Genomic DNA, 25,060 nt, shown 5'->3' on the forward strand with positions numbered 1-25,060 from the left:
GGGCCTATCCCACCAAGCCCACCCTCAGTAACGTGGCCTGAGGACGACGCTTACCATGCAGCGGCTGAAGGCTGAGGCGAGCGGAACCACTGGCCTCGGCCTTGAGCTGGCGCGCGCGGTGCCGAACTTCGTCCAGCCCGAGGACGCGGTGAACTTCCTCACGGAGCGAGGCTTCCACGTCACCGCCCGCGACCTCATCGAGGCCGCGGCGGTGGAGGCGCGGGACGAGGTGCCGGTCGGCGAGGGGGAGGGCGGCAATGGCCTGCTGATCCGCTTCATGGTCGAGCATTGAGGCGATAGCGCGCCCGGCTTTGGCCGGCTCATCCCGCCGCGCGGATGCGGAAACGCAGGACGAGGCGCCCATTTTCCTCGTCCCGCTCGGTCGCCTCGAGGATCGCGCCCATCTGGCGCACCAGATGCGGGATGTCGATCACCGCCATCGGGTCGGTGCAGATCACGTCGAACACGGCGCCCGCCCCGGCGCGTTCCAGCGCGCGGCGGGTGCGCAGGGCCGGCAGCGGGCATTTCAGCCCGCGGAGGTCGAGCCGTTGCGGATCCATTTCCCCCGCTTAAGCCGAGGGCGGTGCGGCGGCAAGGGCGCTTGACGGGCCGCCGCAGCAAGGGCACCTGCGGCCGGTCGGAGGAGCGCATTCATGAAGGTCATCGGTTTCGCCGGGTGGAGCGGCGCGGGCAAGACAACCCTTCTTGCCCGCCTCATTCCCGTACTGACGGCACGCGGCTTCACGGTGTCCACCATCAAGCACGCCCATCACGCCTTCGATGTCGACACGCCCGGCAAGGATTCCCACACCCATCGCGTCGTCGGCGCGCAGGAGGTGCTCGTCGCCTCCTCCGCGCGCTGGGCGCTGATGCATGAACTGCGCGGCGCGCCGGAGCCGGAGCTTCCGGAACTGCTCGGTCACCTCGCCCCGGTCGATCTCGTGCTGGTCGAGGGCTTCAAGCGCGACCGGCACCCGAAGATCGAGATCCATCGAGCCGAGGTCGGCAAGCCGCTGCTGTTTCCCGACGATCCCTTCATCGTCGCCATCGCGTCCGACGCGGCGACGGGGCAGGGGGCGCTGGCCGGCGCCGCACTGCCGGTCATCGACCTCGACGATGCCGAGGCCGTCGCCGACATGGTCGTGGCTCGTGCCGTGCCGGTCGCGGCCGTCGACTGGCGTCGAGCGGATCAGGCCCCGGAATAGGCGGCGAGCACCGCCTCGGCCGAGGCGAGGTCCTCCGGCGTGTTGATGTTGAGGAAGGGGTCGTAGGGCTGCGCCTCCCAGGCGACCCGTGTCGCCCCCGCCGCCGCGGCGAAGCGGCCGGCCCGGCGCTCGTCCTCTTCCACCAGCAGGCGGCGCAGGAGGGGGCGCAGGCTCACATGCCACAGCCCGACCACGGGGTGCAGCCGCCCGCCCGAGGCCGCGCAGGCCGCTGGGGCATCGTCCTTCTCCGCCAGCAGCCGCGTCAGCAGGTCGGGCGGGAGGAAGGGCGCGTCGCCGGGTGCGCTCAACAGCCACTCCAGGTCTGGCGAATCGACGGCGAGATGATCCATCGCCGCGAGAAGGCCCGCCAGCGGGCCGGGATGGCCGGGAAGCGCATCCGGCACCACGGCGAGCCCGACGCCGAAGCGGGAGGCATCGCCATTGGCGTTCAGCAGCAGCGGTGCACAGCCGGGGCTCAGCCGGTCGATGACCCGCCGGAGAATCGGACGTCCGCCGAGTTGGTGCACCGTCTTGTCGCCGCCGCCGAAGCGCCGCGACAGCCCGCCCGCAAGGATCACGCCCGCGATCGCCGCCATCTCAGGAGGTCGGCCGTGTCAGGAGGAAGGCCGCCACACCGATGAAGCTGGCGGCGATGGCGACCAGGGCCAGCAGCGGCAGCCCCATCGCAACCAGCAGCGCGAAGCTGAACGCCATGCTGACGGTGCCGAAGATCTGGGCCCAGCGCGGGACCGCCCCGCTGCGCCGCCAGGCCACCACCGCCGGACCGAGCCGGGGATGAGTGACCAGCCAGGTCTCGAAGCGTGGCGAGGAGCGCGAGAACAGCGCCGCCGCGATGATGAGGAACACCGTGCCCGGCATCATCGGCGTGAAGATGCCGATGATGCCGAGAACGACGCACAGCCAGCCGAGCGCGATCAGCAGCCAGCGCAGCGGGCCGGTGACGACACCGGGCGAGCGGAGGGAGGAGGGCGGCGGATTCGGGTTCATAGGGCCAATATGGGCGCAAGGCCGGACATCTCCATGGCCTCCGACCTATCCCGCGCCAAGAAGCTTCACCGCGACGTCGCGCTCGAACAGGTGCAGCAGTGCCCGCAGCGCAGGTCCGCGCGGGCCCGTCAGACCCGGGTCGTCCGCCAGAATCGCTGTGGCCTCCGCCCTCGCTTCCTCCAGCAGCGCACCGTGAAGCTCCGGGCGGGCCAGACGGAAGCCGGGAAAGCCGCTTTGCCGGGTGCCGAGAACGTCGCCCTCGCCCCGCAGCTTCAGATCCTGCTCGGCGAGGAAAAAGCCATCCTCGGATTCCCGCAGCGCCTGAAGGCGCAGGCGCGCCACCTCGCCGAGCGGCGCCCGGTAGAGCAGCAGGCATGTGGAGGCGATGGAGCCCCGTCCCACCCGGCCGCGCAACTGGTGAAGCTGGGCGAGGCCGAACCGCTCGGCATGCTCGATGACCATGATGGAGGCCTCCGGCACGTCGACGCCGACCTCGACCACCGTGGTCGCGACCAGAAGCCGGGTTTCGCCGGCGGCGAAGGCGGCCATCGCCGCGTCCTTCTCCGCCCCCTTCATCTTGCCGTGGACCAGCCCGACACGTTCGCCGAAAAAGTGCCGCAGGTCCTCGAACCGGGCCTCGGCGGCGGCGAGATCGGATGTTTCGGATTCCTCGACCAGCGGGCAGATCCAGTAGGCCCGGCGTCCCTCCTCCAGCGCGGCACCAAGCCGGGTGACGACGTCGCCGATCCGCTCGCTGGGAACGGCGCGTGTGTCGATCGGCGTTCGGCCGGCCGGCTTCTCCCGCAGCTCGCTGGAATCCATGTCGCCGAAATAGGTTAGCACCAGCGTGCGGGGAATCGGCGTCGCGGTCATCACCAGGACGTCGACGGCTTCGCCCTTCGCGGCGAGGGCGAGGCGTTGGTGGACGCCGAAGCGGTGCTGCTCGTCGACGATGGCGAGGGCGAGATCACGGAAGGCGACGCCTTCCTGAAACAGGGCATGGGTGCCGATCACGAGGTCCAGCGTGCCGTCGGCGAGCGCGGCGAGAATCTGCTCGCGCGCGCGCCCCTTCTCCCGCCCGGTCAGCAGGCCGACGCGCAGCCCGGCGGCGGCGGCCAGCGGCGCGATGGTCTTGAGGTGCTGGCGGGCGAGAATCTCGGTGGGAGCCATCAGGGCGGCCTGCCGCCCCGCCTCCACCACCACCGTCGCGGCAAGAAGCGCGACCACGGTCTTGCCGGAGCCGACATCGCCCTGCAGCAGCCGCAGCATGCGGCTGTCGGAGCCGAGATCGGCGGTGATGGCGGCGAGCGCACCCTCCTGCGCCGCCGTCAGGCTGAAGGGCAGGGCGGCGCGCAGCCGGCCGGTCAGCCGGCCGTCGCCGCGGCTGGGGCGGCCGGTGCCCCGCACCGTGCTCGCCCGCACCATGGCGAGCGCAAGCTGGCCCGCCAGCAGTTCGTCATAGGCAAGCCGTCGCCACGCCGGGCCGAGAGGCGTTGCGTCGGAGGGTTCGGCCGGGTTGTGGACGGCCCGCAGCGCGGCGAGGAAGGTCGGCTGGCCGGCGACGCGCCCCGGCGCCTGCCATTCCGGCAGTGGCGCGGCGAGGCCGACCGCCGCGCTGAGGGCGCGCCGGACATGGCCCTGGCCCAGCCCCTCCACCAAGGGATAGACCGGCTCGACCGGCGGCAGCCGGGCAAATCCGGCCGCATCGAGCACGCGCTCGGGATGGACCATCTGCCGCATGCCGTCATAAAGCTCGATGCGCCCCGACAGCCAGCGGGTTTCCCCCACCGGCAGCAGGCGCTCGACATAGCCGCCCTCCGCCTTGAAGAAAACGAGGGTCAGGTCCCCGCTTTCGTCATGCACCAGCACGCGATGCGGCGAACGCGCGCCCCGCGGCGTGGCGCGGTGCTGGTCGACCACGACTTCGAGCGTCACCGTCTCCCCGGGCACGGCCTCGGCGATGGTCGGCCGAATGCGCCGGTCGGTGGTGGAGGAAGGCAGATGAAACAGCAGATCGAGCGTCCGCGCGCCTTCCGGCCGGCCAAGCAGGCGGTTGAACGGCTTGGCGAGCTTCGGGCCGATCCCGGACAGCTCGGTCAGCGCACTGAAATAGGGGTTGAGGATATCGGGCCGCATGAGGCGGCCAAAGTGACCGAGCTTGGCGCCGGGCGCAATCGCCGCCCGTCCGGTTCGACATCCGCTCTGGCCTTGGCCGCGTATCCGCTCCATCTACGTCCTGCGCGGCTGACAGCCGGCGCCGGGCGCTGTACAAACCCGCCCTTCTCGTCAGCTCCGGGCCGGAGGCCCCCATGACCGGCACAACCCTTTCCAGCGCGGGCCTTGACCCCAGACGCCGACGCATCCTGTTCCGCGCCTGGCACCGTGGCACCCGGGAGATGGACCTTCTGATGGGGCGGTTTGCCGATGTCCACCTGCCGCATCTGTCCGACACAGAGGTCGCCGAATTCGAGCGGCTGATCGAGGTGGAGGATCCCGATCTGTTCCGCTGGATCGGCGGCGAGACGCCGCCGGTCGAGCACGATACCGCGGTGTTCCGCCGCTTTCGCCGCTTCCATCTCTCGGGCGAGGGGCTGCCCGAGATGTGAGCCGATCTCCCGCCTGCAGCCCTCCGGCTGCGGGAGCCCGCCCGACGCCGTCTGGAACGCCGATGTCCATCTCGCCTGCCAAGCTCGTCTCCCGTCTCGTACCCGGCCGCGCCACCACCTTGTCCAGCGTTCCCGCGGGCATGGAGGGGCTGGTGGTTGCCGATCTCGCCCGCACCCTCGCCGCGCGGGACGACGCGGCATGGCCGACGCTGGTGGTGATCTGCCGCGACGGCGAGCGCATGGCCGAGATGGAGCGGGCGCTGGCCTTCTTCGCGCCGAAGGTCGAGGTGCTGGCGCTGCCGGCGTGGGACTGCCTGCCCTATGACCGTGCCTCGCCGCACGCCTCCATCGTCGCACGCCGCATGAACACGCTGGCGCGGCTTGCCCGTGTGCGCGGCCGGGCGGGTGGCAGCGTGCTGCTGACCACGGTCCATGCCGCGCTTCAGCGGATGCCGGCACGGGCGCTGATCGCGACGCAGTCCTTCTCGGCGGCGCCGGGTAATGCCCTCAACATCGACGAGATCGTCGCCTGGGCCGAGATGAACGGGTTCCAGCGCACCTCAACCGTGCGGGACACCGGCGAATATGCGGTGCGCGGCGGTATCGTCGACCTGTTCCCTCCCGGATTGCCGGCGCCGGTCCGGCTCGATTTCTTCGGCGACACCCTCGAATCCATCCGCTCCTTCGATCCCGAGAGCCAGCGCACCGCCGCGCAGATGCGCGCGCTGGACCTCGTTCCGATGAGCGAGCTGCAGCTGACCAGCGAGACCATGCGCCGGTTCCGCATGGCCTATGTCGCCGCCTTCGGCGCCGCCCAGCGGGGCGACCTGCTCTATGAGGCGGTGAGCGAGGGGCGTCGCCATCCCGGCATGGAGCACTGGCTGCCGCTGTTCCACGACGGGCTGGACACGCTCTTCGACTACGCCCCGGCTTCGCCCATCGTGATGGAGGCCCACGGCGAGGACGCGGCGCGCGAGCGCTTCGGCCAGATCGCGGACTATTATGAGGCCCGGCGCGAGGCGCTGGAGCATCCCGGCCACGGCCAGCCCTATCGGCCGTTGCCGCCGGAGCAGCTCTATCTGACGACCGGGGAATGGGACCGCCGCCGCGCCGACCACGCCAGCGTGCTCCTGACCGGCTTCGCCGTGCCGGAGGGGCGCGACGTGATCGATCTCGGCGGGCGCACCGCGCGCAGCTTCGCGCCGGAACGGGCGGACCCGGAAGCCAATGTCTTCGAAGCCGCCGCGACCTATCTGCGCGATCTCGCCCGGGAGAAGCGCGTCATCCTCGCCGCCTGGAGCGACGGCTCGCGGGACAGGCTCGCCACCGTGCTGGCCGATCACGGCCTCAAGGGCGGGCAGACGGTCGGCACCCGCGACGCGGCGACGGCATTGCCGCCCGGCGCCATCGGCCTCGCCGTCCTCGGCCTCGAACAGGGCTTCGAGACCAGCGATCTCGCGGTCATCGGCGAGCAGGACATTCTCGGCGACCGCCTGGTGCGGCCGAAACGCAAGTCCCGCCGCCCGCAGGACGTCATCGCCGAGCTGACCTCGCTCACCGCCGGCGACCTCGTGGTCCACGTCGATCATGGCATCGGCCGCTTCGTCGGCCTCAAGGCCATCGAGGCCATGGGCGCCCCCCACGACTGTCTCGAAATCCACTATGCGGAAGGCTCCAAGCTTTTCCTGCCGGTGGAAAATCTCGAGCTGCTGTCGCGTTACGGCTCCGAGGATACCGAGGCCCAGCTCGACCGGCTGGGCGGCGGCGCCTGGCAGGCGCGCAAGGCCAAGATGCGCAGCCGCATCCGCGAGATGGCGGCCGAGCTCATCAAGGTGGCCGCCCAGCGGCAGCTCCACGAGGCGCCCCGGCTGGTGCCGGCCGCCGGTCTCTACGACGAATTCCGTGCCCGCTTCCCCTATGAGGAGACCGAGGACCAGGACGCCGCCATCGAGGCGGTGTTCGAGGATCTCGGTTCAGGCCACCCGATGGACCGGCTGGTCTGCGGCGATGTCGGCTTCGGCAAGACCGAGGTGGCGCTGCGGGCGGCCTTCGCCGTCGCGCTGAACGGCAAGCAGGTGGCGGTGGTGGTGCCGACCACGCTGCTGGCGCGCCAGCATTTCCGCACCTTCTCCGAGCGCTTCAAGGGGCTGCCGGTGGTGGTGCGTCAGGCCTCGCGCCTCGTGACCGGCAAGGAGATGACGGAGACCAAGAAGGGCCTCGCCGACGGCACCGTGGACATCGTGGTCGGCACCCATGCCCTTCTCGGCAAATCCATCGCCTTCAAGGACCTCGGCCTCGTCATCGTCGACGAGGAGCAGCATTTCGGCGTCGGGCACAAGGAGAAGCTCAAGCAGCTTCGCGCCGAGGTGCATGTGCTGACCCTGACCGCGACGCCGATTCCCCGCACGCTCCAGCTCGCCATGACCGGGGTGCGCGAGCTCTCCATCATCGCCAGCCCGCCGGTCGACCGCCTTGCGGTGCGCAGCTTCGTGACCCCGTTCGATCCGCTGATCGTGCGCGAGGCGCTGCTGCGCGAGCGTTATCGCGGCGGCCAGAGTTTCTACGTGTGCCCCCGCATCGAGGACCTCGGCGAGGTCAAGGACTTCCTCGACAAGCAGGTGCCCGAGGTGAAGGTCGCCGTCGCTCATGGCCAGATGGGGGCGACCCAGCTCGAGGAGATCATGTCCGCCTTCTATGACGGGCAGTTCGACGTCCTGCTGTCGACCACCATCGTCGAAAGCGGTCTCGACATCCCTACGGCCAATACGCTCGTCATCCATCGCGCCGACATGTTCGGCCTCGCCCAGCTCTACCAGCTCCGCGGCCGGGTCGGCCGCTCGAAGACGCGCGCCTATGCCATCTTCACCCTGCCGGCGGAGAAGCAGGTGACGGCGCAGGCGGAGCGGCGGCTGAAGGTGCTGCAGTCGCTCGATACGCTGGGGGCCGGCTTCCAGCTCGCCAGCCATGATCTGGACATCCGCGGTGCGGGCAATCTGCTGGGCGACGAGCAGTCCGGCCACATCAAGGAAGTCGGCTACGAGCTCTACCAGGAGATGCTGCAGGAGGCGATCGCCAACCTCAAGGCCGGCATCGAGGCGCCGGCGGTCGAGAAATGGTCGCCGCAGATTTCCATCGGCATGCCGGTGCTGATCCCTGAGGACTATGTTGCCGATCTCCACATACGGCTCGGCCTCTATCGCCGTCTCGCCGAGCTGGAGACCGAGCAGGAAATCCAGCAGATCGCCGCGGAGCTGGTGGACCGGTTCGGGGCGCTGCCGGAGGAGGTGGAGCACCTGCTGAAGCTCGTCGCCATCAAGGCGCTGTGCCGGCGCGCCAATATCGAGAAGGTCGATGCCGGGCCGCGCGGCGCCGTGGTCACCTTCCGCGACAACAAGTTCCCGAACCCTTCGGGCTTCGTCGCCTATATGGGCAAGCCCCATGTGGTGGCGAAGATGCGGCCGGACCTGAAGGTCGTCTTCTCCGACGACTGGCCGACCGCCGGCGCGCGGCTGAAGGGCACCGTCGCCATCCTGCGGGAGCTCGCCAAGATCGCGGGCCAGGTTACCCGGGCCGCGTGATCCGAAAGCAAACCCGCCGGTTCGACCTGCCGGCGGGCTGCATTCTGAAGGCGACGGCGGTCGCCGCGGCTCACTCGCCGTAGGCGCTGTCGCTGTCGGGCATGATGTCGGCGTCGACATCCGACCCGATTCCGACGCCCACGCCGTCGAGGTCGTTGCCACCGGCCTGGTCCATGTAGTCCTGGCTGTGGCCGGAGCCCGGCTTGTCCGGCAGCGGGCCGTAATTGAGATAGTTCGAATCGTTATGGGTGGGGAACTGGATGTCCAGTCCGCCGCCCGGTGTCACCTGCTCGGTCACGCCCTGCTGCGGCGCGGGGTGGATGGTCACCGATTGCTGCGCGACCGCCGGCAGGGCGGCCAGAGCACCGAGCGCGGCTCCGGCAAGGACGGTGAGGGCAAGGGAACGCATGGCAGTCACTCCGAAGTCGAACGGCAGGGCCCCGGCCACTGCCTCCCCGCTCGCGCGGAGGCAGGCGCCTCGCCCCTAAGGACGCCATTCCGCGCGACCTGTCCAGCGGGGGACCGAACGTGCCGACGAGGTTTTCTGGGGCTGTGACGGCCCCGCACACCCGCGGCGTCAACCGGCCGCCCACCAGCTCTCCGCCAGGGTTCCGGAAAGAGCCGGCCGGCCCGGCCGGGCGACCTCGGTCCAGCGTGCCAGCCATTGCGTCGGGGTGTGGAAGAGGGGCAGGGAGAAGCCGGCGGAGATCAGCACGCGGTCGAGCGCCCGCACGGCCGAGGCGAAGTCCTCGCGACGGCGCGCCACGAGCAAGGCCCGGATCATCGCATCCGCCGCCGGGCTCCTGAGCCCCATGAAGTTGCGGGTACCGGGCGTGTCCGCAGCCGCGGAGCCGAAATAGAATGCCTGCTCGTTGCCGGGCGACAGCGACTGATCCCAGATGTAGGGCACCATATCGTAGTCGTAGCTCTGCTTGCGGGCCTCGAACTGCACATTGTCGACGAGGCGAATCTCGAGTGCCACGCCGGCACGCCTCACCATGTGCTGGTAGGCGAGGGCAAGCCGTTCCTGATCCTTGGTGCCGACCACCAGCTCCGGGCGGAAGGGCGTTCCGTCCGACCGCCGGACCATCTCGCCCCCCGTCAGCGTCCAGCCCGCGGCCTCGAACAGTTCCAGCGCCCGCCGCAGCCGCGCGCGGTCGCGGCCCGAGCCGTCGGAAACCGGCGGTTGCCAGCTTCCGTCCATCACCGCCGGCAGCACCGCCTCCGTGAAGGGGGCCAGCAGCTCGCGTTCGCGTGCGTCGGCGGGGCGCCCGCGGGCGGAGAGTTCGGAGCCTTCATAGAAGCTGCCGGTGCGGGTGTAGGCGCCGAAATAGAGATTCTGGTTGATCCACTCGAAGTCGAACAGCTCCACCATGGCGGCCCGCACCCGCGCATCGGCAAAGACCGGGCGCCGCATATTGAAGACCAGTGCGGAATAGGGCTTCGGCACCTCGGTCGCGATCTCTTCCAGCACGATGCGTCCCTGACGCCGGGCGGGAATGTCGTAGCCGGTGGTCCAGCGGCCGGGGTCGGTCTCGAACCGGATGTCGTAGAGGCCGCGCTTGAACGCCTCGAACAGCCCATTGACGTCCCGATAGAAATCGTAGCGCAGGCTGTCGAAATTATAGAGGCCACGGTTCACCGGGAGGTCGCGGCCCCAATAGTCCGGCGCGCGGTCGAGCACCACGCTCTCCCCGGGCTTCACCTGCGAGACGACATAGGGGCCGGAGCCGAGCGGTGCCCGGAAGCTGGTTTCCTCGAAATGGGCGGGGTCGGTGGCGTGCTGCGCCAGGATCGGCATCAGCGCCAGGATCAGCGGCAGTTCCCGGTCCTCCTCGCCGAAGCGGAAGCGCACGCCACGGCTGCCGACGGCCTCGGCGGATGCGACCTTGCCATAATAGGTCCGCAGGTTCGGCCGGCCCCGGCTCCGCAGCAGCTCGAAGGAGAACAGCACATCCGCCGGCGTCACCGGGGCGCCGTCGGAAAAGCGGGCGGCCGGGTCCAGTTCGAAGGCGACATAGCTGCGGGCGTCGTCGGTCTCGATGCTGCGCGCCAGCAGGCCGTAGACGGTGAACGCCTCGTCGGGGCAGCGCGCCATCAGGCTTTCCACCACGTTCCAGCGGATGAAGGGCGGGGGCGTGCCGCGGACGATGAACGGATTGAGGCTGTCGAACGTGCCGACAGTCCCCTGCGTCAGCCGGCCGCGCCGGGGAGCGTCGGCATTCACGCTCCGGTAGCTCGTGAAATCGGCGGGATAAAGCGGCGTGCCGTGCATGGCGAGGCCGTGCGCCGGCTGTGGCGAGGCGGTCGATTCGGCCGCCGGGGCGGACTGGGCAAATCCGTCGATGGCGGCGAGAGGGGCCATGCCCGTCGCCGCGATTCCCGCCCGCAGTACCCCTCGCCTCGTGATAAGGACCATGCGCCGAACTCCGCCGGCGGCGCTGCCGTCGCCGCGCCTCAGGGCTGACCGAATCAACGCTAGTATGTATCGCCAAGGGGATTTATTCGAAGGTCACGGTCTTGCCTCAATTGGCCGTGAGACACCCCCAACCCTGAGATGGCGCCTAGGCGTCCGCCCGACGTCGGCGTGCCGACGCTTTGCTCGACAGGACAACGATATGATCCGACGCTCGTCTCTCGCGCCGCGCACCGCGGCTCAGCTCGTGGCCGCCTTCGCGGTGGCCTCGTTGATCGGTGGTGCCACGGGCGCTCTCGCTCAGACGGCTCCCGCGCAGCCCGCCAAGCCTGCCGCCAAGCCGGCGGCGAAGCCCGCGCAGAACGCGGCGCCGGCTGCGGCTGCGGCCCCTGCCGCCGCGCCGGCCCAGCAGCAGTCCCAGCAGATCCCGGCGGTCGCCATTCCGTGGGTGAAGCGCTGCGGCGAGGAGCCGACCATCAAGAAGCAGGTCTGCAACATGGAGCAGACCATCATTGCCGACACCGGCCAGTTCCTCGTCCGCTTCGGCCTGTTCGAGATCAAGGACGACCCGAAGAAGATGTTCACGGTCGCCTTCCCCACCGGCCTCCTGCTGCGCAACGGCTTCCGCGTGGCGCTGGCGGGTGAGCAGCCGCTGACGGGCACCTTCGTCATGTGCGACGACAAGGTTTGCCGCGGCGACATCCAGGTCGACCAGGCCTTCATCGACCGGATGAAGAAGGCGCCGGGCCTGACGCTTCAGGTCGCGAACTCGGTCGGCCGCATCATTTCCTACCCGATCGGGCTCGGCGACTTCGCCAAGACCTATGACGGGCCGCAGACCGATCAGAAGCAGTTCGAGGAGCAGGTCCGCAAGATCCAGGAGCAGGTGCGCGCCCGCCAGCAGCAGGTGGCGAACGAGCAGCAGCAGATGGAACAGAAGACCAAGGAAGGGCTTGAGAAGCTCGGCGCCGAGAAGCTGAAGCAGGCTCCCGCCCAGTGAGCCTCCGGCCGCCCGTCGGCTGACGATGCGCAACGCCCGGCCCCGGCCGGGCGTTTTCATGTGGCGGTCAGCGTGTCAGGAGGCGGATGCCTCACTGCAGCCGGTCGGTGCGCACGCGCCAGCCGCCCGAGCCGTCCGCCGCGAGGATTTCTTCGACCTGGGGGTGGCGGACCGGGTCGCCCGAGGTGTCGAGTTCGAGGTTCTGCTCCGACACATAGGCGACGTATTCGGTCTCCGCATTCTCGGCCAGCAGATGGTAGAAGGGCTGGTCCTTGGTCGGACGGATGCCTTCCGGGATCGACTCCCACCATTCCTCGGTGTTGGAGAATTCGGGATCAACGTCAAACACCACGCCGCGGAACGGGTAGTGACGATGGCGGACGATCTGTCCGATCCGGTATTTGGCCTGGCGCTCTTTCATCTCCGCCTCCCGCGGCGGGGCGACCCGTTAAGAGAATGCCGGCACCTTGTCAAATGACGGCCGTGTTCGCTCCGCCTTCCCGTCAGCATGCAACCTGCATGCCCTCGCTGGCTAGTCCTCTGATGGCCGCCGCGCGGCAGGGAAGGGGGCATGCGTCTCTCGATCTCGGGGTGGTTCCCGGGCTTGCGTTGACCTGCCCACACAGGCGTTGACCCCGCCCCGGCAAGCCGGTAGCTGGCATCATGGCCGATGTGCTGGCGCTCGCGCTTCCTTTTTTCGGAGTGATCTTCCTGGGCTTCGGCTGCGGGCGCTTCTCCCGCATTCCCGAGAGTGGCCTCGCCTGGCTCAGCTTCTTCATCATCTATGTCGCGCTGCCGGCTCTCTTCTTCTCGCTCGTGGCGCGCACGCCGTTTCGCGAACTGACCAATGGCGGCTTCATCCTCGCCACGACGCTGTCGACCGCGACGTGCTTCGCACTGTCGCTCGGTGTGGGGCTGTGGCTGCGGCGCGGCAATGTGCCGGAAGCCTCGATCGCGGCGATTCTCGGCTCCTATGCCAATGTCGGCTATATGGGTCCCGGCCTGACGCTCGGCGCGCTGGGGGCGGCGGCCTCGGTGCCCACCGCGCTGATCTTCGTCTTCGACAGCCTGTTCTTCTTCACCATCGTGCCGGTGATGATGGCGATCGGCGGGCGGGATCGCCGGGGTTTTGGCGCCACGCTGCTGCTGGTGGCACGGCGGGTTCTCACCCACCCCTTCAATGTCGCGACCTTTCTCGGCGTGGCTGCCGCCTATGTCGAGTTCCACCCGCCGCAGGCGATGGAGCGCATGCTGGAGTTCCTGCGCAACGCGGCGGCTCCCTGCGCGCTCCTCACCCTCGGTGTTTCCGTCGCTTTGCGTCCCATGGACCGTCTGCATGGGGAGGTGCCGGTGCTGATCGCGATCAAGCTGCTGCTGCACCCGACGCTGGTGTTCGTGGTGTTGAGCGCGGTGGGTGCGGTGGTGGGCGGCTTTCCGCCGGTGTGGATCGCGACGGCGGTGCTGATGGCGGGACTGCCGCCGGCGCTCAACGCCTTCATCATGGCGCGCCAGTACGACACCTATGTCGAGGCCGCCTCGGGCGGGGTGCTGATCGGGACCGTGGTGTCCGTGGCGACGGTGACGACGCTGCTCTATATCGTGCAGCACGACATGCTGCCGGCCGCGCTCTTCATGCCGTGATCCGGCGTCAGAGCGGCAGCCCCGAGACGAGACGGGGCAGGTCGCGGGTCGGCCCGACGCCCTGCCGCATCGCCGCCAGCCGCAGCGCCGGCACCCGCGCCAGAAGCCACAGCCCCAGCCCCCGCAGCCCCTGGACCGGCACGAGATCGCTGAGCAGGGAGCGGTTGACGAGATCGACCGCCAGCGTGCGGCCGGCGATGTCGCCGCGACGGCGGCGTTCATAAGCCTGCATCACCTCGTCGCCGCCGATGTCGCGGGCCGCCCTGCGAGCATCCGCCACCAGTTCGGCCAGAGTGGCGGCGTCGCGAATGCCGAGATTGAGGCCCTGTGCGCCGATCGGGGGGATGACGTGCGCCGCCTCGCCCACCAGAGCGACGCGGTCGGTGCCGAGCAGATCGGCCGTGCGTGAGCCAAGCGGGAAGCTGCCGCGCGGGCCATCGAGCGTCATCCGCCCGAGAATGGAGCTCGCGCGCCGCTCCATGGCGAGGGAAAACGCCTCCTCGTCCAGCGCCATCAGGCGCTCGGCTTCCGCCGGCGAGACGACGCACACCACCGAACTGCGCCGCTCCGGCAGCGGCACCAGCGTGAAGGGTCCGGTCTCGGTATGGAATTCGGTGGAGACATCGCCATGCGCGCGCTCATGCCGCAGCGTCGCGGTAACCGCGACCTGGGGGTAGCTGCGGCTGTGGCTGCCGATGCCGGCGAGGGCACGCACCCGTGAGTCGCGTCCGTCGGCGGCGACGAGAAGCGCTGCATCGAGGCGGGTGCCGTCGTCGAGCTGCACGGCGATGCCTGAGGGGCCGCGCTCCATGCTCTCCAGTCTGGCCGCACGGCGCTGCACGGCGGGTGTCCGTGCCAGCGTGTCGTCCAGTGCGGCGTTGAGGTCCTCGTTCTCGACATTCCAGGCGAAGGCCTCGAGCCCCGCCTCGGCGGCGCGGAAGGCCACCTCCGGTGCGCGGACCAGCCGGCGGGTTCCGTCGACGATCCGCATCACCCGCAGCGGCGCCGCGCGCGGCTTCAGCCGGGCCCACACCCCGAGGCCGTCCAATGCGCGCACCGACCCGTCCATCAGCGCCGTGGTGCGTCGATCGGCGGCGCGCGGCGGCGCGAGCAGAACGACATCCGCGCCCGCCGCGGCGAGCCCCAATGCCGCCACCGCTCCTGCGGGACCGGCTCCGGCGACGATGACGCGCTCCCGGTTCGGGACACTGGCGTTAATCTGTGCAGCCTCGGACATGGTGCCGCCTCGTTGAGCTCTCGCCGGGATTGTATGGCGCCGCGCGAGTGTGGGATAAGCACTCTGCCCACGTGTGGCAAATCGCGATTTCGCGCGCGACCGATCGCGCGCTCGCGCGTTGTGACCGTGCGTCCCAGGGAGTGAAACCGTGCCCGCATCCTCGAAGCTCAGCGAAGCGGCCCCGCCGGTGCGGCAGACGCTGGCGTTCGCCGTGCACGTCTTCACCGCCTCGGGGGCGGTCTTCGGCCTGCTGGCGCTGATGGCCGCCGTCGCCGGCGACTGGGCCCTGATGTTCGTGTGGCTCGGCGCCGCGCTTTTCGTCGACGGCATAGACGGCAGCATCGCCCGGCGGGTCAAGGTGGTGGAAGTGCTGCCGCGCTGGTCCGGCGAGACGCTCGATCTCGTCGTCGACTACCTCACCTATGTGCTCGTGCCGGCCTTCGCCGTTTCCACCGGCGGGCTGATGCCGGGCTGGATGGCGATACTCGCCAGCGCGGCCATCCTGCTGACGAGCGCGCTCTATTTTGCCGACACCTCGATGAAGACCGACGACAAATATTTCCAGGGCTTCCCGGCGGTGTGGAACCTGGTTGTCTTCTACTTCTTCCTGGTGCCGCTGCCGCCGCTGGCGATCCTCGCCATCATCGTGCTGCTGTCGGTCGCGACCTTCCTGCCGATCAAGTTCGTGCACCCGTTCCGGGTCGTCCGGCTGCGGCCGCTGACGCTGGCGCTGATGACGCTGTGGGGTGTGCTGGCGGTCGTGGCGGTGGTGAACGATCTCGAACCCGCGGCCTGGGTGACGGTCGGCCTCTGTGTGATCGCCGTGTATTTTCTTCTCTTCGGTCTCATCCCCTCGCGCCGCACGAATCCCACGCACCCTACGCCCACCTGATCCCCGGGCGGGCGGCGGGCCCGCCTTCACCCGATCATGATCTGGACGCCTCGCCCGCATGCTTGAGCTCCTCGCCTCTCCCGAAGCCTGGGCCGCGCTGGTGACGCTGACGGCGATGGAAATCGTCCTCGGCATCGACAACATCGTCTTCATATCGGTGCTGGTCGCCCGGCTCGACCCGGTGCGGGCGGAGCGGGCGCGGCGGATCGGCCTCGCCCTCGCGCTGGTCTTCCGCATCGCGCTGCTCACCCTGCTGAGCTGGGTGATCGGGCTCACGGAGCCGGTCTTCTCCCTGGCCGGCCATGACTTCTCCTGGCGCGACCTCGTGCTGGTGGCGGGCGGGCTGTTCCTTATCGCCAAGTCGACCGGCGAGATTCACGCCGCCATCGAGGCCGGCGAGGAGGAGGGCGCCGCGGCGGGCGCCGCGGCAGTGTCGTTCGGCTGGACGGTGGCGCAGGTGGTGGGGATCGATCTCGTCTTCTCGGTCGATTCGATCATCACGGCCATCGGCATGGCGCAGCACCTGCCGGTCATGATCCTCGCCGTGATCATCGCGGTCGGCATCATGTACGTCGCCTCTGGCGCGGTCGCGCGTTTCATTGCCGCCTATCCCACCACCAAGATGCTGGCACTGTCCTTCCTGCTGCTGATCGGCATGTCGCTGATCGCGGACGGCTTCGGTGTCCATGTGCCTCGGGCCTACATCTACTCGGCGATGGCGTTCTCCGCCCTCGTCGAACTGTTCAACGTGACCGCCCTGCGCCGTGCCCGGCGCCGGCGGGGCGGTCGCATCACGCGCGAGAGGTGATCCATGGTCGCGGCGATCCGCATCCACCGGAATGGTGGCCCCGAAGTCCTGACGCTGGAGGATGTTGCGGTGGGCTCTCCCGGCCCCGGCGAGGTCCGGGTGCGGCACACCGCGGTCGGCCTCAATTTCATCGACACCTATTTCCGCTCCGGGCTCTATCCCGCGCCGGGCGGTCTGCCCTTCATCCCCGGCAATGAGGCCGCCGGCGTGGTGGAGGAGGTCGGCGAAGGTGTGACGGAGGTCGCCGTCGGCGACCGGGTCGCCTATGGCTCATCGCTTGGCGCCTATTGCGCGGCGCGGGTGATGCCGGTCGCCCCGCTGGTGAAGCTGCCCGACAGCATTGCCGACCAGACCGCTGCGGCGATGATGCTGAAGGGAATGACGGCGCGTTATCTCCTGCGCCAGACCTTCGAGGTGAAGCCCGGCCACACCATTCTGGTGCAGGCCGCGGCCGGTGGAGTGGGGTTGCTGCTCTGCCAGTGGGCGGCTCATATCGGCGCCACGGTCATCGGCACGGTCGGCTCGCCGGAAAAGGCGGAGCTGGCCCGCGCCAACGGCGCCCACCATACCATCCTCTACCGTGACGAGGACTTCGTTGCGCGGGTGAGGGAGATCACCGAAGGCCGGCTCTGCGACGTCGTCTATGACGGTGTCGGCCAGGCGACCTATCCGGCCTCGCTCGACTGCCTGCGTCCTCGGGGGCTCTTCGCCAGCTTCGGCAATGCGTCGGGGGCGATACAGAACTTCAGCCTGCTGGCGCTGTCGCAGAAGGGTTCGCTCTACGCCACCCGGCCGACGCTGTTCACCCATGTCGCGACCCGGCCGCAACTGCTCGAAAACGCGGCGGACCTGTTCGAAGTCGTGGCATCGGGTGTGGTGAAGGTACCGGTCAACCAGAGCTATCCCCTCGCAGAGGCCGCCGCGGCGCATGGTGATCTGGAAGGGCGCCGCACGACCGGCTCGTCCGTCCTCATCCCCTGATTCACCTCCGCCGCCGTGCTGCCGGGCCGGCAGCGCTGCGCTGCGCAATTGGGCACGTGTGCAAGCGAATCTTCGGGTAGTCTCGTATCGATGCGGAGGGGACGCATCGCTTCTGTGAACTCGAGGGTTGGGAACGCCTTATGGCCGAGAGCGACCACGGGCCGGCGCTGCTGGAAGCGGCGGGCCTCACCAAACGTTTCGGTGCGCTCGTCGCCAATGACTCCGTCAGCCTCGCCATTCGCGCCGGCGAGGCGCACGCCCTGCTCGGCGAGAACGGCGCGGGCAAGTCGACCCTCGTCAAGATGCTGTGCGGCCTGCTGCAGCCGGACAGTGGCGAGCTTCGCTATCAGGGCGAGCCGGTGGTGTTTCCCGACCCGGCTACGTCGCGGGCGCGCGGCATCGGGGTGGTGTTCCAGCACTTCGCGCTGTTCGATGCGCTGACCGTGGTGGAGAACGTCGCCCTCGGCCTGCCGAAGCCGGAGCCGCTGCCGGCGCTTGCCCGGCGGATCGAGGCCTGCGTCGATCGGTATGGCCTTGCGGTGGAGCCTTATCGCCGTGTGGGCGAACTCTCGGTCGGCGAGCGCCAGCGGGTCGAGATCGTGCGCTGCCTGCTCGGCGACCCCCGGGTGCTGATTCTCGACGAACCCACGTCGGTGCTCACGCCGGACGAATCGGAAGGGCTTTTCCGCACCGTCGACCTGCTGACCTCCGAAGGCCGGGCCGTGCTCTTCATCTCGCACAAGCTCGATGAGGTCCGGCGGCTGTGCCAGCGCGCGACGGTGCTGCGCGGCGGCAAGTTCATCGCTGAAGTTGACCCCCGGAAGGAGACATCGGCAGGCCTGGCGCGGCTGATGGTCGGCGCCGACGTGCCGCGCACGGCACCCGCCATCGCCCACGAACTCGGCGAACCGCGCCTCCTCATCAACCGGCTCAACGTCGCGGGTGACGGCAGCCGCGGCTCGGCGCTTCGGGACATCACCCTCGAGATTCGCGCGGGCGAGATCGTGGGCATCGCCGGGGTTGCCGGCAACGGTCAGACCAAGCTGTTCGATGTCCTGTCGGGCGAGGTCGGCTGCGACGACGCCGAGTCCATCGTGATCGACCGGGTGCCGGCGGGGGGGCTGGGTCCGACCGCGCGCCGCGCCCTCGGCGCGGGATTCGTTCCGGAGGAGCGGCTCGGCCACGCCGCCGCGCCGGATCTGCGGCTGTCGGACAATGTGCTGCTGACCACGCATGGCGACGGCCAGATCGTGCGGCAGGGCATCATCCGGCGCCGTGTCCTGCAGCAGCGCTTCGCCGAGATCGTGAAGAAGTTCGACGTGCGCTTCGGCGGCCGCGACCCCAAGGCGCGGCGGCTTTCCGGCGGCAATCTGCAGAAATTCGTGATCGGCCGCGAGGTGCTGCGCAACCCGGTCCTCCTGGTCGTGGACCAGCCGACCTGGGGTGTGGACGCGGCTGCGGCGGCGTTCATCCGCACCACGCTGCGGCGCAAGGCGGCGGAAGGCTGCGCGGTGCTGGTGATCAGCCAGGACCTCGACGAACTGCTGGAATTCGCCGACCGCATCGCGGTGATGTCGGAAGGCGCGCTGACGGTGCCGGTGCCGGTGGCCGAGACGTCGCGGGAGGCGATCGGCATGGCGATGGGCGGCGCGCATGGCCGGCATGGCGAGGGGGAGGCCGTGAATGCGGTTTAGGCTGGAAAGACAGGAGGCGGTCTCCGGCATCGGCGTGCTGGTTGCCCCGCTGCTCGCGCTCGCGGCCACGCTGCTGGTCGGGGCCATCATGTTCGTGGTGCTGGGGCTGGCGCCGTTGCCGGCCTTCTACATCTACTTCATCGAGCCGCTCACCGATCCCTGGACCATCCAGGAACTGGTGGTGAAGGCCTGCCCGCTGCTGCTCATCGCCATCGGCCTGTCGTTCTGCTACCGCGCCAATCGCTGGAACATCGGCGCCGAAGGCCAGTATGTCGCCGGGGCGGTGCTCGGCTCGTGGGTCGCCATCGCGACGCAGGGCACCGAGGCCGGCCCGTGGGTGCTGCCGGCCATGCTGGTCTTCGCCGCGATCGGCGGGGCGCTGTGGGGGCTGATACCGGCCTTCCTGCGGGTGCGGTTCGGCGCCAGCGAGATTCTCACCAGCCTGATGCTGGTCTATGTCGCGCAGCTCGGCCTCGACTATCTCGTGCGTGGCCCGTGGCGCGATCCCGGTGGCTTCAACTTCCCGCGCAGCGTCAGCTTCGATCCGGTGGCGACGGTGCCGCTGCTGTTCGAGGACGGCCGCCTGCACGCCGGCATCGTGATCGCCGGCGTCGCCGTGCTGGTGGCGGCGTTCGTGCTCGGCCGCACGCTGGTCGGCTTCTCGATCGAGCTCGGCGGTTCGGCGCCGCGGGCCGCCGCCTTTGCCGGCTTCGACGAGAAGCGCGTCACCTATGGCGTGTTCATGGTCTCGGGCGCGCTTGCTGGGCTTGCCGGCATCATCGAGGTGGCGGGGCCCATCGGCAACCTGCAGCCGGCGATCTCGCCGGGCTACGGTTTCACCGCGATCATCGCCGCGATGCTGGGGCGGCTGAATCCCTTCGTCATCGTGCCGGCGAGCCTTGTGCTGGCCCTCACCTATATCGGTGGCGAGGCCGCGCAGATCACGCTGCGGATGCCGTTCGACGTGACCCGGGTGTTTCAGGGCACGATGCTGATTTCCATTCTCGCCGCCGATGTCCTGGTGCGCTACCGCCTCCGGCGGGTCGAGGGAGCCGCCCATGCCTGAGTTCACCATCCTCGGTGCGGTGCTCGCCAGCATCGTCGCCGCCGCGACACCGCTGCTGCTGGCGGCGCTGGGCGAGCTCGTGGCCGAGCGCGGCGGCACGCTCAATCTCGGTGTCGAAGGCATGATGATCGTCGGCGCCGCGGTCGGCTATGCCACCGCCTATGGTTCGGGCAGCCTGCTGCTCGGAACGGCGGCGGCGGTGGCGGCAGGCGTGCTGCTGTCTCTGGTCTTCGCCGGGCTCGCCATCTGGCTCGCCGCCAATCAGGTCGCATCCGGGCTTGCCACCACGATCCTCGGCCTCGGCATCGCCGGGCTGATCGGCTCGCCCTTCGTCGGCACCCGGCTCGACGCGGCGCCGACGCTGCACATTCCCGGTCTCACCTCCCTGCCGGTGATCGGGGAGATGGTGTTCGGGCAGGATGCCTTCGTCTATGCCTCCCTCGTGCTGCTCGCGGCGGTCGGCTATGGCCTCGCCCGCACCCGGGCGGGGCTGGTCCTTCGGGCGGTGGGCGAGTCGCATGCCGCGGCCCATGCGCTGGGCCATCCGGTGCGGCGCATCCGCACGCTGGCCGTGATGTTCGGGGGCGCCTGTGCCGGGCTGGCCGGGGCGCATCTGTCGCTTGCCTATACCCCGTTCTGGGCGAGCGACATGACCGCCGGCCGCGGCTGGATTGCCCTGGCGCTCGTCGTGTTTTCCGCCTGGAAGCCGCTCTGGCTGCTGGCCGGCGCCTATCTCTTCGGCGCGGTATCGATCTTGCAGCTCCACGTGCAGGGCTTCGGGCTCGGCATTCCCGCGCAGTTCCTGTCGGCCCTGCCATATCTTGCGACCGTGATCGCTCTCGTGATCATCTCGCTGCTGAAGCGGGGGCAGGGGGCTCCCGCCTCGCTCGGCATGCCGTTCATCCCGGACCGGTGAGACCCGCCCCGGCGGCAGCCGACGCCGGTGGCCGGCATATCCCGTTGTTTCCGGTCGCCTTGCGCGACCCAAGCCGGAGCGCCCGCGGCCACGCTTCGGCAAGACCCCCTCTCCGGCCGAAATGAGTGGGATAGAGCGGAGACGTTCATGCGCAAATTCATCTCGATGGCGGTTGCCCTGACCGCCGGGCTCGTCCTCGCCGCGGGCGCGCCCGTCGCGCACGCCGCCGAAAAGCTGAAGATCGGCTTCATCTATGTCGGTCCGGTCGGGGATTTCGGCTGGAGCTACCAGCACGACCAGGGTCGCAAGGCGGTGGAGAAGGAGTTCGGCGACAAGGTCGAGACCACCTTCGTCGAAAACGTGCAGGAAGGGCCGGATGCCGAGCGCGTGATCGAGCAGCTCGTGCGCGCCGGCAACACGCTGATCTTCACCACTTCCTTCGGCTTCATGGAGCCGACGCTGAAGGTCGCCAAGCGCCACCCGAAGGTGATGTTCGAGCACGCCACCGGCTACAAGCGCGAGAAGAACGTCGCGACCTACAATGCCAAGTTCCATGAAGGCCGCTATATTCTCGGCCAGATCGCGGCCAAGGTCTCCAAGACCGGTACGGTCGGCTACATCGCCTCGGTGCCGATTCCGGAAGTGATCGCGGGCATCGATTCCTTCATGCTCGGCGCCCAGTCGGTCAACCCAAACCTCAAGATCAAGATCGTGTGGGTGAACGGCTGGTTCGACCCGGCCAAGGAAGCCGACGCCGCCAAGGCGCTGATCGACCAGGGTGCCGACGTGATCGCCCAGCACACCGACAGCCCGGCCGCGATGCAGGCCGCCGAGGCCCGCGGCGTGAAGGCGTTCGGCCAGTCCTCCAACATGATCACCTTCGGCCCCAAGGCCCAGCTCACCTCGATCGTCGACAACTGGGCGCCCTACTACATCGAGCGGGTGAAGCTCGCGCTCGACGGCAAGTGGACCTCCACCGACACCTGGGGCGGCCTGAAGGATGGCGAGGTGCAGATGGCCCCCTACACCAACATGCCCGACGACGTGAAGAAGATGGCCGAAGATACCGAGGAGGCCATCAAGTCCGGCAAGCTCCACCCGTTCAAGGGGCCGATCTACAAGCAGGACGGCACCCTTGTCGTGAAGGAGGGCGAGGTTCTCGCCGACAAGGACATCCTCTCGCTCAACTGGTACGTGAAGGGGATCGACGACAAGGTGCCGGGGCAGTGAGCCCCTGGCGGGAAGGCTGAGCGCTGCTCAGGCCTTCCCCTCGCCGCTGGTGACCGCCCCGGGCTGGCGTTCGAGTGGACGCCACCCGGCGCGGCATTGCCAAGCCGCCGCAGCCGGGCTCATATCCGGTGCGGCCCCGGCGCCCGTCCGGCGACGCCGATCTCTGCCGGAGTCCACTGCGATGCCTGCGTGCACAAGCGCCCCGTCCTGCTCGTCTGCCGCGAGCCTGACCTGATGAGCCCGTCTCTCGACACCGCCGGGCTCGGCGCGCGGGCCGCCGAAATGCTCGACGAACTCGCGCAGATCTCCGCCTCCGCGGACCATCTCACCCGCTTCTTCCTCACCCCCGAGCATCGCCGCGGCGCGGATCTCGTTGCGCGGTGGATGCGGCAGGCCGGGCTCGAGGTCACCGAGGATGCGTTGGGCACCGTCCGCGGCCACCGCCCCGGCGCGAGCCCTGATGCGCCCCGCCTCCTGTTCGGCTCTCACATCGATACGGTGGAGAATGCCGGCCGCTTCGACGGTTGCCTCGGGGTGGTGCTGCCGATCCTGGCGCTGGACTGGCTCGCCCGCTCCGGCCATCAGGCTCCCTTCGGCATCGACGTGCTGGCGTTCGGCGATGAAGAGGGGTCGCGCTTCCCCACCACCTTGTCGGCCTCGGCGGCGATCGCGGGCATCTTCTCGCCCTCCATGCTCGCGGCCCGCGATAGCGATGGGGTGCGTTTCGAGGACGCGCTGCGCGCCTATGGCAAGGACCCCGCCGACATTCCCGCCGCGGCCTACGACCCCGCCCGTGTCATCGCCTATGTGGAAGCCCATATCGAGCAGGGACCGGTTCTGGAGGTCGAGGGCGAGCCGCTGGGCATCGTCACCGCCATTGCCGGTGCGTCGCGCCTGTCGGTGACGGTCACCGGCGAGGCCGGACATGCCGGGACGGTGCCCATGCGGCTGCGCCACGACGCCCTGCTGGGAGCCGCCGAAATGGCCCTTGCCATCGAGCGCATCGCGGTCGAGGCCGGCGACGGCATGGTCGCAACGGTCGGTCGGGTCCATGTCGAACCGGGCGCGGTCAATGTCATTCCCGCCCGCGTGGTCTTCACCGTCGACCTGCGCTCCGGGTCCGATCTCTCGCGCCGGACGGCGCTGGAGCGGCTGGAGCGCGAGGCGCACCATGTCGCGGACCGCCGTGGCCTCGGCGTGGTGATCTCGGCCTTCCACGAGGTTGGAACGGTGCCGTGCTTTCCCGATCTGCAGCGCCGTCTCGCCGAGGCGGCGGCCAGCCTGGGTGCCCGGCCGGTGTGGATGCCCTCGGGCGCCGGTCATGACGGGCAAGCGGTGTCACGGCTCTGCCCGATCGGCATGCTGTTCGTCCGGTGCCGGGGTGGCATCAGCCATAACCCGGCGGAATATGCGAGCCCCGCCGACATGGGGCTTGCGGCCGGCACGCTGGTGCGCTTCATCGAGCGCTTCGAATGGCCGGGTCCGGCCGGCTCCCTCAGAGAGGCAGGAGAGAGTGCATGACCGAGGAGACCATCCGAGCCGAACGTCTGGCGCGTGAGGTCGCGTTCCTCAAGGCGCTCGTGCGCGTTCCCAGCGACAATCCCCCGGGCGACTGCGCTCCGCATGCGGAGGAGGCGGCGCGCCTGCTGGAGGAACTCGGCTTCGAGGTCGAGCGCCACGGGGTCCCCGAGCCCTTCGTGAAGAGCTACGGCATGCGCTCGGTCGTCAATCTCGTGGTGCGCCAGCGTTTCGGCAGCGGCCGGGGGCCGGTGATCGCGCTCAACGCTCACGGCGACGTGGTGCCGCCGGGCGAGGGGTGGACCTTCGATCCCTATGGGGCGACGGAGAAGGCGGGTGCCATCTATGGCCGTGGCGCCGCCGTCTCCAAATCCGACTTCGCGACCTATGCCTTCGCGCTTTTGGCGCTGCGCGAGGCGCCCGAAGGACTCGACGGCACGGTCGAGCTGCACTTCACCTATGACGAGGAGGCCGGCGGCTTTCTCGGCCCACGCTGGCTGATCGAGCATGAGCTGACCCGGCCGGACTATGCGATCTCCGCCGGCTTCTCCTATGCCGTGGTGGTCGCCCATAATGGTTGCCTGCATCTGGAGGTGCTGGTGCGCGGCAAGCAGGCTCACGCCGCCCTGCCGGAAACCGGCGCCGACGCGCTGGAAGCGGCCAGCCTCGTGCTCGCCGCCATTTATGAGGAGCGGCGCCGGCTCTATGGCATCACCAGCGCCACCCCCGGCATCGGCTCGCCGAAGATCACGGTCGGGCTCATCTCCGGCGGCATCAACACCAATGTGGTGCCGGACCGCATCGTGATGCGTCTCGACCGCCGCCTGACGCCGGAGGAGGATGGCGGCGCGGTGGAGAAGGAGCTGAGCCAGCTCATCGAGGCCGCCGTCGCGGGCCGGCCGGGCATCGAGCTCGAGATCCGCCGCATCATCCTCGCCGAGCCGCTGCGTACCCTGCCGGGGACGGAGAAACTGGTGGAGACGATCCAGAAGCACGCAACGGCGGTTCTGGGAGAGACACCCCCGGCCACCGCGGTGCCGCTGTACACCGATGCGCGCCACTACACCGCCGCCGGTATCCCGACGGTGCTCTACGGCGCTGGTCCCCGCTCGATTCTGGAAGCCAATGCCCACGCTGCCGACGAGCACGTGCGGATCAGCGATCTCGACGCGGCAACCAAGGTGATCGAGGCGACCCTGCGCGACCTGCTCCGCGCGGAGTGATCGGCCAGACCGCACAAAAAGAAGAAGGCCGGGAGCTTGGC

The 25,060-nt window shown here is 69.4% G+C and carries 23 protein-coding genes; 15 read left to right on the plus strand and 8 right to left on the minus strand.

What is annotated here, in order from left to right; genetic code table 11:
• Positions 1-55: 55 nt before the first annotated feature.
• The gene (locus KHC27_RS12755) at positions 56-292 is read left to right on the plus strand and encodes a hypothetical protein (protein WP_213339760.1); all 237 of its coding nucleotides are present in this window, start codon (positions 56-58) and stop codon (positions 290-292) included.
• Positions 293-320: 28 nt separating this feature from the next.
• On the opposite strand, the gene KHC27_RS12760 is transcribed toward KHC27_RS12755, so the two are convergent.
• Positions 321-560: a sulfurtransferase TusA family protein gene (locus tag KHC27_RS12760; protein ID WP_213339761.1), complete on the minus strand. Its 240-nt coding sequence runs from the start codon at positions 558-560 to the stop codon at positions 321-323.
• A 93-nt stretch (positions 561-653) separates the two neighbouring features.
• Here KHC27_RS12760 and mobB point away from each other — a divergent pair, with 93 nt between their 5' ends.
• Positions 654-1,205 carry a molybdopterin-guanine dinucleotide biosynthesis protein B gene (mobB, locus tag KHC27_RS12765; RefSeq protein ID WP_213339762.1) on the plus strand — a complete coding sequence of 184 codons (552 nt, stop codon included), beginning with the start codon at positions 654-656 and terminating at the stop codon, positions 1,203-1,205.
• On the opposite strand, the gene mobA is transcribed toward mobB, so the two are convergent.
• From mobA to recG, 3 genes are read right to left on the minus strand one after another with little or no spacing between them, the layout of a single operon-like run.
• Entirely contained in the window at positions 1,190-1,801 is a 612-nt protein-coding gene (gene mobA, locus KHC27_RS12770; RefSeq protein WP_213339763.1) for a molybdenum cofactor guanylyltransferase MobA, read from the minus strand. The two genes, mobB and mobA, sit on opposite strands and share 16 nt — an antisense overlap.
• Position 1,802: 1 nt before the next feature.
• A complete protein-coding gene (locus tag KHC27_RS12775) occupies positions 1,803-2,213 on the minus strand; it encodes a YbaN family protein (RefSeq protein WP_246519908.1) in 411 nt (136 codons plus the stop codon).
• A 45-nt stretch (positions 2,214-2,258) separates the two neighbouring features.
• On the minus strand, positions 2,259-4,349 hold the full coding sequence (gene recG / locus KHC27_RS12780; protein WP_213339764.1) for an ATP-dependent DNA helicase RecG: 2,091 nt from the start codon (positions 4,347-4,349) through the stop codon (positions 2,259-2,261).
• A 173-nt stretch (positions 4,350-4,522) separates the two neighbouring features.
• Between recG and KHC27_RS12785 the strand changes: the two genes are divergently transcribed.
• Both KHC27_RS12785 and mfd read left to right on the plus strand, forming a co-directional pair.
• On the plus strand, positions 4,523-4,819 hold the full coding sequence (locus KHC27_RS12785; protein WP_213339765.1) for an FAD assembly factor SdhE: 297 nt from the start codon (positions 4,523-4,525) through the stop codon (positions 4,817-4,819).
• Positions 4,820-4,881: 62 nt separating this feature from the next.
• Entirely contained in the window at positions 4,882-8,397 is a 3,516-nt protein-coding gene (gene mfd / locus KHC27_RS12790; protein WP_213339766.1) for a transcription-repair coupling factor, read from the plus strand.
• Between the two features lie 70 nt (positions 8,398-8,467).
• Here mfd and KHC27_RS12795 read toward each other — a convergent pair whose 3' ends face one another.
• On the minus strand, positions 8,468-8,806 hold the full coding sequence (locus KHC27_RS12795) for a hypothetical protein (RefSeq protein ID WP_213339767.1): 339 nt from the start codon (positions 8,804-8,806) through the stop codon (positions 8,468-8,470).
• Between the two features lie 168 nt (positions 8,807-8,974).
• Positions 8,975-10,762, minus strand: coding sequence for an extracellular solute-binding protein (locus KHC27_RS12800; protein ID WP_246519909.1), 1,788 nt, complete (start codon positions 10,760-10,762; stop codon positions 8,975-8,977).
• A 253-nt stretch (positions 10,763-11,015) separates the two neighbouring features.
• On the opposite strand from KHC27_RS12800, the gene KHC27_RS12805 reads away from it, so the two are divergent.
• Complete coding sequence (locus KHC27_RS12805) at positions 11,016-11,813, plus strand: invasion associated locus B family protein (protein WP_213339768.1); 798 nt, start codon at positions 11,016-11,018, stop codon at positions 11,811-11,813.
• Between the two features lie 91 nt (positions 11,814-11,904).
• On the opposite strand, the gene hspQ is transcribed toward KHC27_RS12805, so the two are convergent.
• A complete protein-coding gene (hspQ, locus tag KHC27_RS12810) occupies positions 11,905-12,234 on the minus strand; it encodes a heat shock protein HspQ (RefSeq protein WP_213339769.1) in 330 nt (109 codons plus the stop codon).
• Positions 12,235-12,476: 242 nt separating this feature from the next.
• Between hspQ and KHC27_RS12815 the strand changes: the two genes are divergently transcribed.
• Complete coding sequence (locus tag KHC27_RS12815; protein WP_213339770.1) at positions 12,477-13,454, plus strand: AEC family transporter; 978 nt, start codon at positions 12,477-12,479, stop codon at positions 13,452-13,454.
• Between the two features lie 7 nt (positions 13,455-13,461).
• Here the strand turns inward: KHC27_RS12815 and KHC27_RS12820 are convergent, their stop codons facing one another.
• Positions 13,462-14,691 carry a UbiH/UbiF family hydroxylase gene (locus tag KHC27_RS12820; protein WP_213339771.1) on the minus strand — a complete coding sequence of 410 codons (1,230 nt, stop codon included), beginning with the start codon at positions 14,689-14,691 and terminating at the stop codon, positions 13,462-13,464.
• Positions 14,692-14,839: 148 nt separating this feature from the next.
• Here KHC27_RS12820 and KHC27_RS12825 point away from each other — a divergent pair, with 148 nt between their 5' ends.
• From KHC27_RS12825 to KHC27_RS12865, 9 genes are all read left to right on the plus strand, one after another.
• Entirely contained in the window at positions 14,840-15,583 is a 744-nt protein-coding gene (locus KHC27_RS12825) for a CDP-alcohol phosphatidyltransferase family protein (RefSeq protein ID WP_213339772.1), read from the plus strand.
• A gap of 58 nt (positions 15,584-15,641) precedes the next feature.
• Complete coding sequence (locus KHC27_RS12830) at positions 15,642-16,391, plus strand: TerC family protein (protein WP_213339773.1); 750 nt, start codon at positions 15,642-15,644, stop codon at positions 16,389-16,391.
• Positions 16,392-16,394: 3 nt separating this feature from the next.
• A complete protein-coding gene (locus tag KHC27_RS12835; protein WP_213339774.1) occupies positions 16,395-17,372 on the plus strand; it encodes a quinone oxidoreductase family protein in 978 nt (325 codons plus the stop codon).
• A 140-nt stretch (positions 17,373-17,512) separates the two neighbouring features.
• Complete coding sequence (locus tag KHC27_RS12840; protein ID WP_213339775.1) at positions 17,513-19,066, plus strand: ABC transporter ATP-binding protein; 1,554 nt, start codon at positions 17,513-17,515, stop codon at positions 19,064-19,066.
• A complete protein-coding gene (locus KHC27_RS12845) occupies positions 19,056-20,132 on the plus strand; it encodes an ABC transporter permease (RefSeq protein WP_213339776.1) in 1,077 nt (358 codons plus the stop codon). The genes KHC27_RS12840 and KHC27_RS12845 overlap by 11 nt, the downstream gene beginning before the upstream one ends.
• A complete protein-coding gene (locus KHC27_RS12850; protein WP_213339777.1) occupies positions 20,125-21,048 on the plus strand; it encodes an ABC transporter permease in 924 nt (307 codons plus the stop codon). Before KHC27_RS12845 ends, KHC27_RS12850 begins: the two co-directional genes overlap by 8 nt.
• Positions 21,049-21,195: 147 nt before the next feature.
• Positions 21,196-22,278 (plus strand): BMP family ABC transporter substrate-binding protein, encoded by a 1,083-nt coding sequence (locus tag KHC27_RS12855; protein WP_213339778.1) that lies wholly within the window; start codon positions 21,196-21,198, stop codon positions 22,276-22,278.
• Between the two features lie 234 nt (positions 22,279-22,512).
• Positions 22,513-23,799, plus strand: a complete 1,287-nt coding sequence (locus KHC27_RS12860) for an allantoate amidohydrolase (RefSeq protein WP_213339779.1) — start codon at positions 22,513-22,515, stop codon at positions 23,797-23,799.
• Positions 23,796-25,019 (plus strand): ArgE/DapE family deacylase, encoded by a 1,224-nt coding sequence (locus KHC27_RS12865; RefSeq protein WP_213339780.1) that lies wholly within the window; start codon positions 23,796-23,798, stop codon positions 25,017-25,019. The genes KHC27_RS12860 and KHC27_RS12865 overlap by 4 nt, the downstream gene beginning before the upstream one ends.
• Positions 25,020-25,060: the final 41 nt, after the last annotated feature.

Origin of the sequence: Ancylobacter lacus (assembly GCF_018390635.1) — a bacterium.
Taxonomy (GTDB): Bacteria; Pseudomonadota; Alphaproteobacteria; order Rhizobiales; family Xanthobacteraceae; genus Ancylobacter; species Ancylobacter lacus.